Here is a 16,144-nt window from a genome sequence, read left to right as displayed (position 1 = left end):
ATATTTTCCTCCGTTTTCATTTTTTGCCCAATTTATTCTCTGTTCCATTACAAAGCCGAATAATATTAGCTCGATGTTTCATAAATGCTAAAACTGTTAAAGTACCTATAATAAGCCACAATTCAATCAAACTCAATTGAGACATTCCGAATTTTCCACCTTGTCCAAAAATTATCACTTCTAATAGAAATCCAGCTATTAATAATAACGAGCCCAATGATACATATCTTGTAATAGCAACCGGTATTACAAATGTCAAAAATCCAAGTAATGTTAATATCCAATTGTTCGTTAACCAGGACATTGATACAATCAGACCTGCTGTTGATGCAATCCCTTTGCCACCTTTAAAATTTAAATAAAATGGAAAATTATGCCCTAAAACAGCTCCCATTCCTGCATAAGCACCTAAAACTATAATATCCACAACATCATTATTTTTAAATAATAATTTTACAATTGCGACTGCTGCTACGGTTTTCAAGCTGTCACCAAGAAAGGTACATAAACCTGCCTTTAATCCAAGCGTCCGCAATGTATTCGTAGCTCCTGCGTTTCCACTTCCATGTTCACGGACATCAATTTTTTTCATTTTTCCATAAAAATAACCTGTTTGAAATAGTCCACAAACATATCCAATTAGGATACAAAGTGTACGTTCTATCATAATTACTTTTCCTTTCTTTCCCTAACAAAAAATTTCAATGAAGTTCCTTTAAATCCAAAGGAATCTCTAATCCTATTTTCCAAATATCTCGTATATGAAAAATGCATTAATTGCTTGTCATTTACAAATATAACAAAAGTCGGCGGTTTTACAGAAACCTGTGTTATATAATAAATTTTTAATCTCTTTCCTTTGTCCGAAGGTGGTTGCTGCATAGCCACAGCTTCTGAAACAATTTCGTTTAAGACTCCTGTTGCAATTCTTAACGTACTATTTTCAATTACCATATCAATCATATCAAACAATTTGGTAATTCTTTGACCTGTCTTCGCTGAAATAAACTGAATTTCTGCATATGACATAAAACTTAAAATTTCCCGGACTTTCTGAGTATACTGTTTTACTGTTTTGTTATCTTTTTCAATTGCATCCCATTTATTAACGGCAATTATAATACCTTTTCCACGTTCATGAGCAATTCCTGCAATTTTAGCATCTTGTTCTGTTACTCCTTCCGTTGCATCTATCGTAATGATAACAACGTCTGCCCTTTCTACTGCTGTAACAGCCCGTATAATACTATACCGCTCTAACTCTTCCTTTATTTTATTCTTTCTTCTAAGCCCAGCCGTATCAATAAATACATATTTCCGATCCTGCCAAATGATTTCCGTATCAATGGCATCCCTGGTCGTTCCTGCTATATCTGATACGATTACACGATTTTCACCTAATAATTTGTTTATCATAGAAGATTTTCCAACATTAGGCTTTCCAACAATCGCTACGCGCGGTCTTTCATCTTCTACTTCTTCCATTTCTTCCTTTGGAAAATGTTTTGCAATTTCATCCAGCATATCACCAATTCCAAGTTTGGAAGCTGCTGAAACAGGAATAGGTTCTCCAATTCCTAAATTGTAAAATTCATATACATCAGGCATGAATTTATCAAAATTATCCACTTTATTTACGATTAATACGACCGGTTTGTGTGAACGTCTAAGCATATCAGCTACTTTAGCATCAGAATCTACCAGTCCTTGTCGTACATCCGTAATAAATATAATAACATCAGCAGTTTCTATAGCAATTTCTGCCTGTTCTCTCATTTGTGCCAATATAACATCATTAGAATCCGGTTCTATTCCACCGGTATCAATTAATGTAAATGTCATATCCAGCCAATTAATATCTGCATAAATTCGATCGCGGGTAACTCCGGGTGTATCTTTAACAATGGAAATCATCTCTCCGGCCAGAGCATTAAACAATGTTGATTTCCCTACATTTGGACGTCCTACGATCGCTACGATTGGTTTACTCATTTCAAAACTCCTTTTCTTCTTCAAGCAGACTCATCAACAAGTCTTTTCCGCTTGATTTTACAATATCTATTGATACTTGTAAAGCATTTTCCAATTCCTCTTTGGTCATATCATCCAGAAAAACTTTTTCTCCACTTCGAAACATATTGCAAGGCAGGAGTAATCTTGTTCCAAGTTTTTTCCCGAGCAACTGCTTTTTCAGATCTTGTCCCGTAATTAAACCGGATACTGTAATTTGTTCCCCAAAAAAGTCATTCGATATTGCATATAAATGGACTTTTATATTGGGATATTTATTCTGAAATGCAATCAGAAACTTTTTTAAATAAGTATACGCCAATTTTCCGGTGGCAAGTGAAAATTCTTTTTTTATTAGTGAACCTTTTTCTTTATAAAGTGCTTGTAAAAACTCATCTTCCAATAAACGAACCATTCCTACTCCATTTTCTAATTGAAGATATCCATCATATGTCTCTTCACCTGGCATTTCTTTCTCCGCCAAAATGTACCATTCATCTCCTGCATGGATAAAATGGGTCTGATGCTCAACATAAATTTTTTCCTGCCATTTATGAATTATTTCCAGAACCTGATTCGCATCTTCTTTCTGAAAACTTTCTAATGGATAGAGTCCTTTTCGATATTTTGTAATCCCAACCGGTACAACGGATACGCTTTGTAAATACGGAAGATATTTCATTAAATCTTCAATGCTTCGTTCTAATTCAGCTCCATCGTTAACTCCTTTACATAATACAATCTGTCCATTCATCGTAATACCCGCTTCATAAAACTTCTGTACTTTCTTTAGAGCTTCTCCTGCAAAGCGGTTATTCAACATCTTACATCTTAGTTCCGGGTTTGTAGTATGAAAAGAAATATTTATTGGCTCAAGATGATATTCTATAATACGTTCAATATCTCTATCTTTCATATTTGTGAGGGTTATATAATTCCCTTGCAAAAAAGATAACCTGGAATCATCATCTTTAAAATACAAAGTTTCACGCATTCCCTCAGGCATTTGGTCTATAAAACAAAAAATACATTTGTTATGGCAGGATTTATATTCATCCATAAGTCCATTATCAAAAGTAATCCCCAAATCTTCTTCATATTCCTTCTCAATTTCAAACTCCCATTGCTCTTGATCCGGTTTTTCTATCAATACTTCTATATATTCGTCATTCACTAAAAAATGATAATCAAAAATATCTTCAATCGGTTGTTGATTTATAGAAAGCAGGAAATCTCCGGGTTCTATTCCCAATTCCTGTGCAATGCTATTTTCTTCTACCCATTTAATATAGTGTTTTTTTGTTTCCATGGAACTACTCCTATTCATTCGTCTTTATCATAAGCTATCTTTATCTAAAATGCAATTTAGAATTTTTTAATTTTGAATTCTAATTTATTTTAAAGCTAAAAAAGCCGCAAGATTTCCTCTTCTGCCTTGACTGGCACGATGTGAAAATAAAAGTTCCGGGTTACAGCAAGTACAGACGTCTGTTACTTCAATATTCTCCTTTTTAAGACCGGCTTCTTCCATGATAAATTCATTTGCCTTCCATAAATTTAACTGATATTTTCCATTCTCTTTTTGACAAAAAAAATCAGACCACTGTTCTTTGGGGAAATTTGATTGAAATTGGATAATAACATCTTTATCGACTTCATAACACTCTTGACAAATTGACGGGCCAATGGCACCTATGATATCTTTTGGATTGGAACCATATTCTTCATACATTTTCTCTACCGCTAGTTTACCTATTTTGCCGACGGTTCCTCTCCATCCTGAATGCACTAAAGCAATTGCTTCCTTAACGGGATCTACAAAATATAAGGGAACACAGTCTGCATAAAAAGTAGATAATACAATTCCCTTTACATTCGTCAATAGTCCATCGATATCGGAATAATCTCTCTTTTTTGTAAGACCTTTTCCTCTGTCTTTGTCCGTAACTACATATAAATTCGTAGTATGCGTCTGGTCAGAAAAAACAAAATCTTCATATTCCGTCCCCATAACTTTCGCAACTCTTTTAAAATTCTCTTCTACAGCTGCCGCATCATCACCTCGGGTAAAACTCAAGTTAAGAGTGCTGCATGCCCCTTGGCTCACTCCTCCTAAGCGTGTTGTAAACATATGTTTCACTTTATTGGTATTTACTATTTTTTGAAACTGAAAATATGGAAGACCTCCTTTTTCCTGTAATAATATAGGATTCTTCCCTTCTTTTCGTTTTATATTTATATTCATGATCTTACCTCAAACTTTTATTAATTAATATAATATAGCATTTCACCGTTACCTGCAATATTCAAATGCATTTTGATATAACGCAACCTCATTTCCCAAAAATGTGACTACATCAAATCTCACAGTAATATTGTCTAGTTCACTTCTATTCTTCATCATATAATAATCTGCTACTCTGCAGATTATTTTCTGCTTCTTAAAATTAACTGCTTCTTCTGGATATCCACTTTTTAATGTAGAACGATATTTTACCTCAACAAATACTAAATACTCATCCTGCTTTGCAATCAAATCAATCTCTCCATAACGACAGCGAAAATTTTTTTCTATAATTTCATATCCTGATTTACTTAAATAATCTGCCGCAAGCTCTTCATATATCGTACCGACCCTACGTTTATTCTTCATCAAATTTACCTCTAAGAGTCTCAATATCATTTACAAAAACTAATATTTCAGCAACAACACCATAAAGCTCAGGCGGTATCATATCACCGATATTTAATTTAGAAAGTGTCTTTGCCAATTTATCATCTTTATAAAACGGAACATCCGCTTCTTTTGCCGTTTCTATTATTTTTTCAGCCACATATCCTTTTCCTGCTGCCAAAATTCTCGGAGCTTTTTCATCTGGTAAATATGACAATGCGACCGCTGTCTTTTCTTGTCTTTCATTTTTTTCTTTCTTCATTTTTTCACGCCCTTACATCAAATGAATATCTTTGTATTTTGTTTCCCTGTTGTTCATGCTTTAGAAAATCTTCCACAAAATCAACCGTTTTCTTCCTTTCTTTCATCTCAACCGTACATTCATATCCCTTGGCTTCCAGCCTACTTGTAAGCAAATAAGTATTCTTTATAATTAAATCAAAAGAAATGGTATCTTCTACAAAGAACTGGGTATCCACCTTATTATTTTCTAATTGAATATAAATATCAAGCGGCCCCATTGCTTCCATATCCAAGTGTAGAAGTGCACTAAGTTTCCCTTCTTTTTGTGATAGCTTCTTTTTATTCGTAAAGACATATAAATCACTATGTGCCTTTTGATTTAACATTTTTAAAGGTATTTGAACATAATTCATGAATTGATTTACTTGATTCATAAAATCCATATTCGTCTTAATAGAAGTTAAATTTTTTGAAAGTGATTGCTCTCCTTTGGTTAAATTATCAACAATCTCTTCCATTTTATCTATTTGCCGATACAACTGCTTATACATATCTTCTATTTTCTTTTCCTTTAGCAATTCCTCAGGTCTTATGAACCAATTATTTTCAATATGATTTTTTAATAGAACTTTGAATTCCTTACCAGAAAATAGTTTTTTTAAAGCACCTTCCGGAAAATTGTAAGTTTCCAACTTTCCTAATGTTTGTTTTATCAAATCCAATGTATCGTTCGAAGATATATTTCCGCTTTTCACTTCTTCCAAAACTTCCGGCAAAAAGCCCAATCCCCTTAATTGTTCCGTAAAACTCTTTATCTCTTTAGCCGTAAAGATCTCTTTTAATAATTGTGTTTCTCCTTTATTTCCTTCCTGCTCTTGAAAGACTTCTATTATTTCAAATTGCATTCTTAGTAATTCATCAGGCTGTCTGCTTCCATCCTTCCAGGCTTCACTCAATACTGGTATAAATTCATCAACTACTTGATTCATTGTCTGATCAATTTTATGCTCGAAATTTTTATAATTTTCAAATTGGCAGATGTTCTCTTGTGTTATAGGTATTGTTAACTTAGACATTTGTATGATTGTAGCGGGTTCTTGATCAGGATATTTACTTATCTGTTTTACCATTTCCATTATACTTTTTTTATCAACCGCCATTTGTTCACTCATCATTGTTTTAACCATTTCAATATTTCGTTCCGTAATGGGTACGCCAGCCTGAGACAATACTTTAGCAAATACTTCATTTCCATTATTTATAGATGGCATCGGTTTAATGGATATTTGTTTACCATCATTATTCTGCACTTTAAATGAAATGTTTTGTCCTATATTCAAATTAATAGATTCTTCTAAATGGGCATTCAGATTCTGTCCATTGATCTGAATCGTCACCTCATTTTTTCTAACATCTGTAATCAAACCTTGGAATACATCACCGACCAATAATTTAGACACATCAAAATTGACACTACTTACTTGCTTTAAAAGCAATGAAGTAATATCAGAAGTGGTTGTGTTTTGTTCTAAATTCGTATTACTTAGAACTATTCCATTGGAGGTTGAAATAATCATGAAATCACCCGTTTCATCCATTTGAGACCTGAGTTACAAAATTTTTAATAAAGGTCTCTCTATGTATTGGAGATGGCCCAAACTTCTTTAGTGCTTCAATATGTTGACTTGATCCATAACCTTTATTACTATCAAATCCGTATTCTGGTAAAATTTTATGATATTCTTCCATTAATCGGTCTCTTGTAACTTTGGCTACAATACTGGCAGCAGCTATGGATACGCTTTTTGCATCTCCTTTAATAATTGGCACCTGTTTGATATTTACTTTTGGAATCGTAACTGCATCATTTAATAATATATCGGGTCTTTTTTCTAATTTCTGAATAGCTTCTCTCATAGCTTCATAAGTAGCTTGTAAAATATTAATTTCATCAATTCTTTGAGGGCTTACATATCCAATACCAACGGAAACCGCATCTTTCATAATAATATCATACAATTCTTCCCGTTTCTTTTCACTTAATTTTTTTGAGTCATTTAAATACAAGATTTCACAGTCGGATGGCAAAATAACTGCCCCCGCTACGACCGGTCCTGCTAAAGGTCCTCTTCCCACTTCATCAATTCCACATATGTATTGAAAATTTTGATATTTATATTCATATTCTTTCATCTTTTCAATTCTTTTCTTTTCTAAATAAATTTTCTCAAGATGATTTTCATACTTTTTAATAATATTTTGAACCCCTTGTCTTGTGTCATCCTTATATTTACTTAATAATAGAGGCAGCATTGCTTCCTCTGCTGCCTGAAATTCACTTTTTATATCTTTGATTTTTAATTCCACGTCTTATCCCATTCCTCTTTATTGGTGTTTTAAAATTCCGATATCACTGAGAGGCCAGATACGCATCCATGCCCTTCCAACAATATCGCTCCGTTTAATCATACCAACATCCTCTGCCCTGCTGTCTGAACTATTATTACGATTATCTCCTAAAACAAAATACTCATCATTGGACAATTTTATTGGATTAGCTGCCTGACCGGCACTTGTCATCACTTCTTTTCCGTATATTTCTTTTAATACTTCTCCATTAATATATATGGATCCATTGACAATCTGTACTGTTTCTCCCGGAAGACCTATGATTCTCTTAATATAATATGTTTTTTTCTGATATTTATATGGAAATACAATAATATCAAATCTCTTTGGACTACTAAATCGGTAGGAAATCTTATCTACTATTAAATTATCTCCATCATTTAATGTATTCATCATAGAAGGACCACTTACCTGTGTTCTTTGACCAACGAAAGTAACAATTAAAAAAGTTATTCCTAGAACTACTGCAATATAAACAATTAATTCAATTATTTCCCTAAGTAATCCTTTCTTGTTCTCTTCCTTCATTCTACGCCTCCTTTTTTAATATCTTATACCTCATTTTATGTAAATACAAGAAAAAGTTATCACCAATTATTGATGCTTTATCATTCCGGTTTTGGCTAATGGCCAAACTCTTAACCAAGCTCTTCCCAATATTTGACTTCGTTTAATATTTCCTACTTCAACGGTTCTGCTGTCGGAACTATGATTTCTGTTATCTCCTAATACAAAGTATTCATCTTTCTCTAAAACTATTGGTATTGCAGCTTCTCCAGCTGTTTCTATCTTTTCTTTTCCATAGTTTTCTTCTAATAACTCATCATTAATATAAATTTTACCTTCAATGATCTGTACTTTTTCTCCAGGCATACCTATAATTCTTTTAATATAATTTTTATTATTATCTTTCTTTACCGGAAAGACTATAACATCAAATCTATTTGGCTCATGAAATCGATATGATATTTTATCCAAAATTATAGTTTCACCATGATGAAGTGTATTTTCCATTGAAGAACCATCCACTCTCGTCAGCTGACCAATATAATTAATAATCAACAGACTTACAATCACTCCTATAATCATATATATTATAGTTTCAATCACATCTCTTGCTATCCCCTTATTTTCTTTCTTTTGCATTTCTATACCTCTTAAATTATTCATTTTCAGGAAATTCTAATGTTATTTTCCCTAATTTTCCATTCCGAAAATCGTCAATTATAATTCCGGATGCCTTTTCTAAATCCAATTCATTTTCTCTTTTCCTGCACAAACGTTTATCTGCTATCTCCATTAATACTTTAACACTTTCTTGCTCCTCATTGATATCATACCTTTTATTTAATGTTCCAGAATAATTTTCAATCACAAATTCAATAAAGGATAATGCAAGCTCTTCAATGTTAAGCAATTCATCTTTGATTGACCCAATCAATGCTAATCTCAAACCAACCATCTGATCTTCAAATTTGGGCCACAGAATTCCCGGCGTATCAAGCAACTCAACATTCTTATTCAAACGAATCCACTGTTTTCCTTTCGTTACACCAGGCTTATTTCCGGTTTTTGTACAAGCTTTTCCTGCAAATGAATTAATAAATGTTGATTTACCCACATTCGGAATCCCCACCACCATAGCTCTGATCGGCCTGTTTATAATCCCTCTTTTTCTATCTCTTTCAATCTTCTCTTTACACGCCTCTTGTACAACATGATTAATCGCTTTTATTCCTGCTCCGCTTCTAGAATTGATTTTAACAGCATAAAATCCTTTTTTCTTAAAATAGTCCGCCCATATATCATTTTGCTTTTCATTTGCCAAATCCGACTTATTAAGCAGTATAATTCTGGCTTTGTTTTTTCCAAGTTCATCTATATCAGGATTTCGACTACTCAAAGGAACTCTTGCATCTACAAGTTCAATGACTAGATCAATCAACTTAATATTCTCCTGCATCATCCTTTTTGCTTTTGTCATATGTCCCGGATACCATTGAAAATGCATATTTCACCTCTTTGCTTTCTATCTTTGTATTTATTATTTTAATAATCCCATATTTTCTCTTGGTGATTTTATAAACCAGGCTTTTCCTTCTATATCTGATTTGTTGATGTTACCTATATTTGCATATCGACTATCTTCGCTGCTGTTACGATTGTCACCAAGTACAAAATATTCATCTTTTTTAATTTTTATCTCTTCTTCTGCAATTCCCTCATTAATAATAGAAGAAGTAATCTTATCATTTAATTTTTCTCCATCAATATAAACGGTTCCACTTTTAATTTGGACCGTCTCACCCGGAAGACCAATTACACGTTTTACATAATAATGAGAATTTTCATTCCCATTTGGTTTAAATACAATAATATCATTCCTTTTCGGAGCTGATATCAAATATGTAAATTTATTGATTAAGATACTATCTCCATTTTTTAATGTCGGATTCATAGATTGTCCTATGACACTCGTTTTGCCACCCATAAAATAGACCAATGCCCAGGCGGCCAAGATAACAAATACAATCTGAAATATCCAAATTATAATAGATCTTAATTGGCTGACATTTTCATCTTTTCTCTTTGTATAAAATTTTAATTCACTCATATCCTTACCCTGCTCTACCTGTATTTATCTCCAGTATCCTGTAAAGTAAAAAAAGGGACAATATACAATTTGTACTTGTCCCTATTACGTCACTAAATTATCTTACTAATTCTTTTACTTTTGCTTTCTTACCAACGCGATCTCTTAAGTAGTTTAATTTAGCTCTTCTTACTTTACCTTTTCTTACTACCTCTACTTTCTCAACAATCGGAGAATGTAATGGCCATGTTTTTTCTACACCAATTCCATTTGAGCTCTTTCTTACTGTAAAAGTTTCTCTTGAACTTCCGCCCTGTCTTTTAAGGACTGTTCCTTCAAAAACCTGAATTCTTTCACGGTTTCCTTCTTTAATCTTAGCATGTACTCTAACTGTATCGCCTACATTGAACTCTGGAGCACTTTCTTTTAATTGGGCTGCTTCAATATTTTTAATAATTTGATTCATTTGTGTGACCTCCTTCTAATTTGGATGTTCTTAATACATTTCGTAACAGAGGACCATCTCTTCATCTCACAACGATTCACTTTATCATACTTTTACTTATATATCAAGTGTTTTTCCTTATTTTTATCTTTTTTATCCTTTTTGCTTCCATTTTATTGCAAACTTTTAACAATGCTCTATAATTAATTAAAAGATTAAAAATATTAGGAGGCTGATTTATGAAACACAAAAAACTAATTGCTATTATACTAGGTCTGATCATAGGTTTGGAACCCGCAAGTTATGTATTCGCATCTAACTCATCTGTTAAGGACTCTATGAAAGAATCTTCAATCGTTATTCAAAGTCAAGATTCTCGTTCAAACAAAAATACTTTTATTAAACCTGCTCTTACATTAAATAGAAAAGCTTTGACCGTTTATTTAAAAAATCCTATTACTCTAAAAGCAACAACCAAACCAACTTCAAAAATAAAATGGAAATCTTCAAACAAAAAAATCGCTGTCGTTTCAACTAATGGTAAAATAACAGGTAAAAAAACCGGTACTGTGACTATTACAGCATCTGCTAATGGTTTAAAAAAAACCTGTAAAGTTAAAATAAAAAAACCAACATTAAGTATTAATTCAAATAGTATTAATGTTATTGACGGTTATAATTATCAATTCAATGCAAAAACAAAACCAGCAAAAACCTCATCCAAAATAATCTGGTCAACTTCGAATAAAAAAATAGCCTCAATTTCTTCTAAGGGCATTATAACTGGAAATAAACCGGGTACAGCTACCATAACCGCTAAATTTTGTGGTATTAAAAAAACATGCAAAGTAAACGTTGAGAAAAATATTTTTAAATTAAATAAAACTTCTAAAACTTTATTAGCAGGTGATACATTCACTTTAAATATGCCAGGTACATCTTTGGATGTAGATTACAAAATATCACAATCTTCTGAAGGTCATGTTGTAATACTTGATCAGAAAAATAATTCTTGTTCTGTTACAGCATTAAATGCAGGAACAGCTACTATTACAGCAACTACCTATCCGATTCGTAATGGAAAAAAAGTAACATGTACTTCAAGTTGTACTTTAAAAATATTAGCTTCCGGTATATCCCCTCAACAAAGCAGCTGTGCTGTTGGTTCATCAAAACAATTCACCTTAATTAATGGTGAAAAATTAGGAACCGCTATTGAGGATATAAAATGGACATCTTCTAATTCAGATGTTGTTACAATTGATTCTACATCAGGTATTGCAACTGCTAAGAAAACAGGTACAGCAAATATTACAGCGGTTGTAACTTATGCAAATAATACAAGCACCCAATTTACAGGAGTAATAAAAGTTTCTTCTCCTTCATTAAGTTCCTATAAGTATACCCTTGCCCTTCACAGCAGTTATAAATTGAAATTGACGGGCACTAACAATTTTAGTGATATAAAATTAAGTTCCAGTTCTCCTGACGTTGCCACGATTTCGTCAGATGGTATGATTACCACTTATAAAGCAGGAACTACTACGATTACAGCAATTGTTGATGAAAAAAAACTGGATTTTCTTTTAACGGTCAGCAATCCTTACTTAAAAACGAATTATAAAGCGCTTACTAAGGGAAAGACTTTTACAATAAAATTAAATGGAAAGAATAAATTAAGTAAAGTCAAATTTTCCTCTGATAACAAATCAGTAGCTACAGTAAGTAAATCAGGAGTCGTTAAAGCAAAAAATTATGGAAATGCCAATATTATTATAACCGTAGACGGAAAAGAACTTAAATATTTTGTCAGTGTTGTATCCAAAACAGCATTAAATGCAACAAAAAAAGCAAAATCAATAATTGATTCATCTATATATAGTCAAACTTACCGTATGAAACAGGGATATTATGACTGTAGTTCACTTGTATTCAGAGCCTATAATAAAAATACAGTCTTACTTGGTGAGTCATTTGAATGGGCACCAAATGCTGCAAAACAAGCAAAATATCTAGAAAACCACGGTAAAGTTCTCTCTTATAAATGGATCAATAATACTCATCTTCTTCCGGGAGATCTTATTTTCTACGGAAACAAAAACAATGGTAGATATAAAGGGATATATCATGTCGCTATGTATTATGGTAATAAGCTTTGCGTAGAAAAGCCATTGCGGACTTATACATATAACAAACGAAATATTGTAATGATTGCAAGACCAATAAAGTGAAATTAGGGAATCTAAGTTCTGGAAATGGATATTTATCCAGAGCCAGAGCTTAGGTTCCCTTAATTCATAAACCATTTATGTTCCACAATATGTCAGATAACAAGTTTTACGTTCAGGAACTTTTACATACTCATTTTGCTCCTCTGTATAGGCAAACGGTGATTCTAAAACATGCAATAGTTTCTCCATCAGGCTAAAATCGTTATTTTGGGCGGCATCCAAAGCTGCTTCCACATGGTGATTACGTGGAATAACAGATGGATTACTTTTCTTCATAAGTGCCAATACGTCCTCTTTTGTTTCCGATTGACTTTCTAACCTTTTTGACCATCTATCCTTCCATTGCATAAACTCTTCTACTCCATTTAGTTCAAATTCATCTAAAATACCCAAAGTTAATGAACGGAATGTATTGGTATAATCTGCTTTGTTTTTTAACATTATATTTAACAATTCTTCTATCAGTGCTTCATCTTCTCCTTCTTCACTGAATAATCCTAGTTTTGCCCTCATTCCATCCATCCAATTCTGCCTAAATATTTTTGTAAAATCGGAAACCGTATTTTCTGCCATTTCAATTGCTTTCTTCTGCTCTTCGTCAATCAATGGTATTAGAGTCTCAGCAAATCTTGAAAGATTCCAAACAGCAATAATGGGTTGATTTCCATATGCATACCTTCCTTGTGTATCAATAGAGCTAAAGACTGTTGCCGGATCATAAATATCCATAAAAGCACAGGGTCCATAATCAATCGTTTCTCCGCTTATCGATACATTATCTGTATTCATGACTCCATGAATAAAACCAATCAACTGCCATTTTGCAATTAATTCAGCTTGTCTCTTAACCACTTCTCGAAGAAATGATATATATCTGTTTTCTTCAGACAAAAGTTCGGGATAATGACGTTTTATCGTATAATCGGCCAAAGCTTTAAGATTCTCATAAATTTCCCATTGAGCAGCAAATTCAAATGTACCAACACGAATATGACTAGAAGCAATACGTGTTAAAACTGCCCCCGGCAAAATAGTTTCACGCATCACTTTTTCTCCAGTTGTTACTACAGCCAGACTGCGAGTAGTCGGAATGCCCAATGCATACATTGCTTCGCTAATTATATATTCTCGGAGCATTGGACCCAATACTGCCCGCCCATCTCCACGTCTTGAATATTTCGTGATACCGGAACCCTTTAATTGAACATCAAACCTCTCTCCTGACGGTGTAATATGCTCTCCTAATAATAAAGCCCTGCCATCTCCCAGCATAGTGAAATATCCAAACTGATGACCTGCATAAGCTTGTGCTATAGGCGTCGCTCCCTCTGGTACTTGATTTCCTGCAAATATAGATACCGACTCTTTATTTTTTAATAAATTAGGATCTAATCCTAAATCTTTCGCTAAGGATTCATTTAATTTAATCATTTTTGGTGAATTTACCGGGTTCAAATCGTTAAAGCTATAGAAAGTATCAGGTAATCGTAAATAACTATTATCAAAATTCCATCCTGGATTATTTTTTTTAATCTGCTCTTCCATGATTTCTCCTTATCCATTTTTAGAAATAGTATTTACTCTTTTCAAGCAGATATGCAATTATTTTACAAAATAAAAGATAATTTTTCATGAGATCCAGACCTAAAACTACAAATTAAATCGTTTTCTTTCTTCCACGGAAAGTTCCGCTTTTTCCAATAAATCTGGTCTTCTCTCCGCAGTTCTCAGAACGGACTGTTCCCTTCTCCATTTGGCAACATTTCCATGATGACCTGACAATAAAACATCTGGTACTTTTTCATCTCTCCAAGTTTCAGGCCTGCTATATTGAGGATATTCTAACAAATTGTCATGAAAGGATTCAAATTCAGCAGATACATCATTATTCAAAACACCTGGTACCAACCTTGCTATTGCATCAATCATAACCATAGCCGGTAGTTCACCGCCCGTTAGTACATAATCACCAATTGATACATAATCCGTTACAATTTTATCTAATACTCTCTCATCAATTCCTTCATAATGCCCACATAAAAAAATCAAATCTTCCTCTTTTGCAAACTCTTCTGCCATTTTTTGATTGAAAGTTTGTCCTTGTGGAGTAAGATATATGACTCTCGCTTTTTGTCCTATTTTATCTGCTATTGATTGATATGCTGCATATACAGGTTCTGCCTGCATGACCATACCTGCACCGCCTCCATATGGGTAATCATCTACCTTCTTATGTTTGTTCGTTGAGTATTCTCTTATATCAACAGCATCTATTGTTATAACACCTTTTTCTACTGCTTTCCCAATAATGCTGGTATTTAACCCGTCCAATACCATTTCTTTGAATAATGTCATTATATGAAAATTCATTTTACCACCAAACCTTTTATTCCAGTCCACTTAAAACATGAACTTTCATCTTTTTTTCTTTCATGTCAATATCTAATACACACTCTTTGATAGCCGGAAGCAGTAACTCTTTCCCATCATTCTTCTTAATGATATATACGTCATTTGCACCGGTCAAAAGTACATCTTCCAAAATCCCTATTTTTTCTTCCTCTTCATTCCAGACTTCCAATCCTATCATGTCCGCTATAAAGTACTCCCCCTCTTCCAATGTCACTGCATGTTCCCTTGTTACATATAGAGATTTTCCTTTATATTTTTCAATGTCATTTATATTATCAATTCCTTTGAACTTGAGAATAGCAAATTGTTTGAAGAATTTCACATTCTCAATTTCAAGTAATAATTGTTCTTTTCCTGTTTCTAAAATTATTTCTTTCAATTCTTTAAACCGCTTCACATCATCTGTCGTTGGAAATACTTTGACTTCGCCACGAATACCATGAGTGGAAGTGATAACTCCTACTTGTAATAACTGTTCCATTCTGTCCTCCTAAGGCTATCATATTAAATTTATAAGGATTCTCAAAAAGTAAAATGAGGCTGTCCCAAATTAAAATCTATTTGGAATAGCCTCCTTTACTTTACTGTAGAATTTCTACATTTACTTTTTTATCCTCTTTGGATGCTGCCGCTTTCACAACGGAACGAATGGCTTTCGCAATGCGTCCCTGTTTGCCTATGACTTTACCCATATCAGACTGAGCAACACGTAGTTCTACAAGAATTGCTTTTTCATCTTCTGTTTCTGTAACAACCACTTCTTCCGGAAAATCCACTAAAGCTTTTGCTATTACTTCTACTAATTCTTTCATTACGTCACCTCACTAAGGGTAGCCAATCCTGGGATTTATTTTTCAATACCAGCTGCTTTGAAAATTTTTCCAACAACTTCTGTAGTTTGTGCGCCATTAGCTAACCATTTTTTTGCTAATTCTTCATTTACTTTGAACTCACTTGGATTCTTTGTTGGATCGTAAGTACCAATTTCTTCGATACATTTACCATCTCTTGGAGATCTGGAATCTGCTACTACTATTCTATAGAAAGGAGCTTTCTTTTGTCCCATTCTTCTTAATCTGATTTTTACTGCCATTACTTTCACCTCCTTGCAATGTGCATTTAGAATA

At 33.2% G+C, this 16,144-nt stretch carries 19 protein-coding genes; 1 reads left to right on the top strand and 18 read right to left on the bottom strand.

Annotation, left to right across the window (positions count from 1 at the left end; all coding sequences use genetic code 11):
- Window positions 1–16 precede the first annotated feature (16 nt).
- The 13 genes from plsY to rplS form a co-directional block, all read right to left on the bottom strand.
- On the bottom strand, window positions 17–664 hold the full coding sequence (gene plsY / locus DWV06_RS11215) for a glycerol-3-phosphate 1-O-acyltransferase PlsY (protein ID WP_115482499.1): 648 nt from the start codon (window positions 662–664) through the stop codon (window positions 17–19).
- 5 nt (window positions 665–669) lie between these two features.
- Window positions 670–1,992: a ribosome biogenesis GTPase Der gene (gene der / locus DWV06_RS11210; RefSeq protein WP_115482279.1), complete on the bottom strand. Its 1,323-nt coding sequence runs from the start codon at window positions 1,990–1,992 to the stop codon at window positions 670–672.
- A 1-nt stretch (window position 1,993) separates the two neighbouring features.
- Entirely contained in the window at window positions 1,994–3,319 is a 1,326-nt protein-coding gene (locus tag DWV06_RS11205; protein ID WP_115482278.1) for a DUF512 domain-containing protein, read from the bottom strand.
- An 84-nt stretch (window positions 3,320–3,403) separates the two neighbouring features.
- On the bottom strand, window positions 3,404–4,255 hold the full coding sequence (gene pgeF / locus DWV06_RS11200) for a peptidoglycan editing factor PgeF (protein ID WP_115482277.1): 852 nt from the start codon (window positions 4,253–4,255) through the stop codon (window positions 3,404–3,406).
- 48 nt (window positions 4,256–4,303) lie between these two features.
- Window positions 4,304–4,663, bottom strand: coding sequence for a YraN family protein (locus DWV06_RS11195; RefSeq protein WP_115482276.1), 360 nt, complete (start codon window positions 4,661–4,663; stop codon window positions 4,304–4,306).
- Window positions 4,653–4,946 carry an EscU/YscU/HrcU family type III secretion system export apparatus switch protein gene (locus tag DWV06_RS11190; RefSeq protein WP_115482275.1) on the bottom strand — a complete coding sequence of 98 codons (294 nt, stop codon included), beginning with the start codon at window positions 4,944–4,946 and terminating at the stop codon, window positions 4,653–4,655. Before DWV06_RS11190 ends, DWV06_RS11195 begins: the two co-directional genes overlap by 11 nt.
- A 4-nt stretch (window positions 4,947–4,950) precedes the next feature.
- Window positions 4,951–6,504, bottom strand: coding sequence for a flagellar hook-length control protein FliK (gene fliK, locus DWV06_RS11185; protein WP_162300622.1), 1,554 nt, complete (start codon window positions 6,502–6,504; stop codon window positions 4,951–4,953).
- Window positions 6,505–6,517: 13 nt separating this feature from the next.
- Complete coding sequence (locus tag DWV06_RS11180) at window positions 6,518–7,294, bottom strand: ribonuclease HII (protein WP_115482273.1); 777 nt, start codon at window positions 7,292–7,294, stop codon at window positions 6,518–6,520.
- Window positions 7,295–7,312: 18 nt separating this feature from the next.
- A complete protein-coding gene (lepB, locus tag DWV06_RS11175; RefSeq protein ID WP_115482272.1) occupies window positions 7,313–7,864 on the bottom strand; it encodes a signal peptidase I in 552 nt (183 codons plus the stop codon).
- A 66-nt stretch (window positions 7,865–7,930) separates the two neighbouring features.
- A complete protein-coding gene (gene lepB, locus DWV06_RS11170) occupies window positions 7,931–8,482 on the bottom strand; it encodes a signal peptidase I (RefSeq protein ID WP_115482271.1) in 552 nt (183 codons plus the stop codon).
- 16 nt (window positions 8,483–8,498) lie between these two features.
- Window positions 8,499–9,347 carry a ribosome biogenesis GTPase YlqF gene (gene ylqF / locus DWV06_RS11165; protein WP_115482270.1) on the bottom strand — a complete coding sequence of 283 codons (849 nt, stop codon included), beginning with the start codon at window positions 9,345–9,347 and terminating at the stop codon, window positions 8,499–8,501.
- Window positions 9,348–9,380: 33 nt separating this feature from the next.
- Complete coding sequence (lepB, locus tag DWV06_RS11160; RefSeq protein ID WP_115482269.1) at window positions 9,381–9,950, bottom strand: signal peptidase I; 570 nt, start codon at window positions 9,948–9,950, stop codon at window positions 9,381–9,383.
- 97 nt (window positions 9,951–10,047) lie between these two features.
- Window positions 10,048–10,395, bottom strand: coding sequence for a 50S ribosomal protein L19 (rplS, locus tag DWV06_RS11155; protein ID WP_115482268.1), 348 nt, complete (start codon window positions 10,393–10,395; stop codon window positions 10,048–10,050).
- 218 nt (window positions 10,396–10,613) lie between these two features.
- On the opposite strand from rplS, the gene DWV06_RS11150 reads away from it, so the two are divergent.
- A complete protein-coding gene (locus DWV06_RS11150; protein WP_115482267.1) occupies window positions 10,614–12,605 on the top strand; it encodes an Ig-like domain-containing protein in 1,992 nt (663 codons plus the stop codon).
- 75 nt (window positions 12,606–12,680) lie between these two features.
- Here DWV06_RS11150 and DWV06_RS11145 read toward each other — a convergent pair whose 3' ends face one another.
- The 5 genes from DWV06_RS11145 to rpsP form a co-directional block, all read right to left on the bottom strand.
- Window positions 12,681–14,150, bottom strand: coding sequence for a protein adenylyltransferase SelO (locus tag DWV06_RS11145; RefSeq protein WP_115482266.1), 1,470 nt, complete (start codon window positions 14,148–14,150; stop codon window positions 12,681–12,683).
- A gap of 105 nt (window positions 14,151–14,255) precedes the next feature.
- Window positions 14,256–14,975 (bottom strand): tRNA (guanosine(37)-N1)-methyltransferase TrmD, encoded by a 720-nt coding sequence (gene trmD / locus DWV06_RS11140; RefSeq protein WP_115482265.1) that lies wholly within the window; start codon window positions 14,973–14,975, stop codon window positions 14,256–14,258.
- 16 nt (window positions 14,976–14,991) lie between these two features.
- A complete protein-coding gene (rimM, locus tag DWV06_RS11135) occupies window positions 14,992–15,498 on the bottom strand; it encodes a ribosome maturation factor RimM (protein ID WP_115482264.1) in 507 nt (168 codons plus the stop codon).
- A 100-nt stretch (window positions 15,499–15,598) separates the two neighbouring features.
- Complete coding sequence (locus DWV06_RS11130; RefSeq protein WP_115482263.1) at window positions 15,599–15,829, bottom strand: KH domain-containing protein; 231 nt, start codon at window positions 15,827–15,829, stop codon at window positions 15,599–15,601.
- A 35-nt stretch (window positions 15,830–15,864) separates the two neighbouring features.
- Window positions 15,865–16,110 carry a 30S ribosomal protein S16 gene (gene rpsP / locus DWV06_RS11125; RefSeq protein ID WP_115482262.1) on the bottom strand — a complete coding sequence of 82 codons (246 nt, stop codon included), beginning with the start codon at window positions 16,108–16,110 and terminating at the stop codon, window positions 15,865–15,867.
- Window positions 16,111–16,144 lie beyond the last annotated feature (34 nt).

Source organism: Anaerosacchariphilus polymeriproducens, from assembly GCF_003363435.1.
GTDB classification, from domain to species: domain Bacteria; phylum Bacillota; class Clostridia; order Lachnospirales; family Lachnospiraceae; genus Anaerosacchariphilus; species Anaerosacchariphilus polymeriproducens.
This window is presented reverse-complemented; position numbering and strand designations above follow the sequence as displayed.

What these genes read in the sequence shown, in the direction of transcription:
- trmD (WP_115482265.1), bottom strand. Translation starts at nt 14,975, where the DNA reads ATGAATTTTCATATAATGACATTATTCAAAGAAATGGTATTGGACGGG.
- DWV06_RS11150 (WP_115482267.1), top strand. Translation starts at nt 10,614, where the DNA reads ATGAAACACAAAAAACTAATTGCTATTATACTAGGTCTGATCATAGGT.
- rplS (WP_115482268.1), bottom strand. Translation starts at nt 10,395, where the DNA reads ATGAATCAAATTATTAAAAATATTGAAGCAGCCCAATTAAAAGAAAGT.
- lepB (WP_115482271.1), bottom strand. Translation starts at nt 8,482, where the DNA reads ATGCAAAAGAAAGAAAATAAGGGGATAGCAAGAGATGTGATTGAAACT.
- ylqF (WP_115482270.1), bottom strand. Translation starts at nt 9,347, where the DNA reads ATGCATTTTCAATGGTATCCGGGACATATGACAAAAGCAAAAAGGATG.
- DWV06_RS11130 (WP_115482263.1), bottom strand. Translation starts at nt 15,829, where the DNA reads ATGAAAGAATTAGTAGAAGTAATAGCAAAAGCTTTAGTGGATTTTCCG.
- rpsP (WP_115482262.1), bottom strand. Translation starts at nt 16,110, where the DNA reads ATGGCAGTAAAAATCAGATTAAGAAGAATGGGACAAAAGAAAGCTCCT.
- DWV06_RS11190 (WP_115482275.1), bottom strand. Translation starts at nt 4,946, where the DNA reads ATGAAGAAAGAAAAAAATGAAAGACAAGAAAAGACAGCGGTCGCATTG.
- der (WP_115482279.1), bottom strand. Translation starts at nt 1,992, where the DNA reads ATGAGTAAACCAATCGTAGCGATCGTAGGACGTCCAAATGTAGGGAAA.
- pgeF (WP_115482277.1), bottom strand. Translation starts at nt 4,255, where the DNA reads ATGAATATAAATATAAAACGAAAAGAAGGGAAGAATCCTATATTATTA.
- fliK (WP_162300622.1), bottom strand. Translation starts at nt 6,504, where the DNA reads ATGATTATTTCAACCTCCAATGGAATAGTTCTAAGTAATACGAATTTA.
- rimM (WP_115482264.1), bottom strand. Translation starts at nt 15,498, where the DNA reads ATGGAACAGTTATTACAAGTAGGAGTTATCACTTCCACTCATGGTATT.
- lepB (WP_115482272.1), bottom strand. Translation starts at nt 7,864, where the DNA reads ATGAAGGAAGAGAACAAGAAAGGATTACTTAGGGAAATAATTGAATTA.
- DWV06_RS11195 (WP_115482276.1), bottom strand. Translation starts at nt 4,663, where the DNA reads ATGAAGAATAAACGTAGGGTCGGTACGATATATGAAGAGCTTGCGGCA.
- DWV06_RS11205 (WP_115482278.1), bottom strand. Translation starts at nt 3,319, where the DNA reads ATGGAAACAAAAAAACACTATATTAAATGGGTAGAAGAAAATAGCATT.
- lepB (WP_115482269.1), bottom strand. Translation starts at nt 9,950, where the DNA reads ATGAGTGAATTAAAATTTTATACAAAGAGAAAAGATGAAAATGTCAGC.
- DWV06_RS11145 (WP_115482266.1), bottom strand. Translation starts at nt 14,150, where the DNA reads ATGGAAGAGCAGATTAAAAAAAATAATCCAGGATGGAATTTTGATAAT.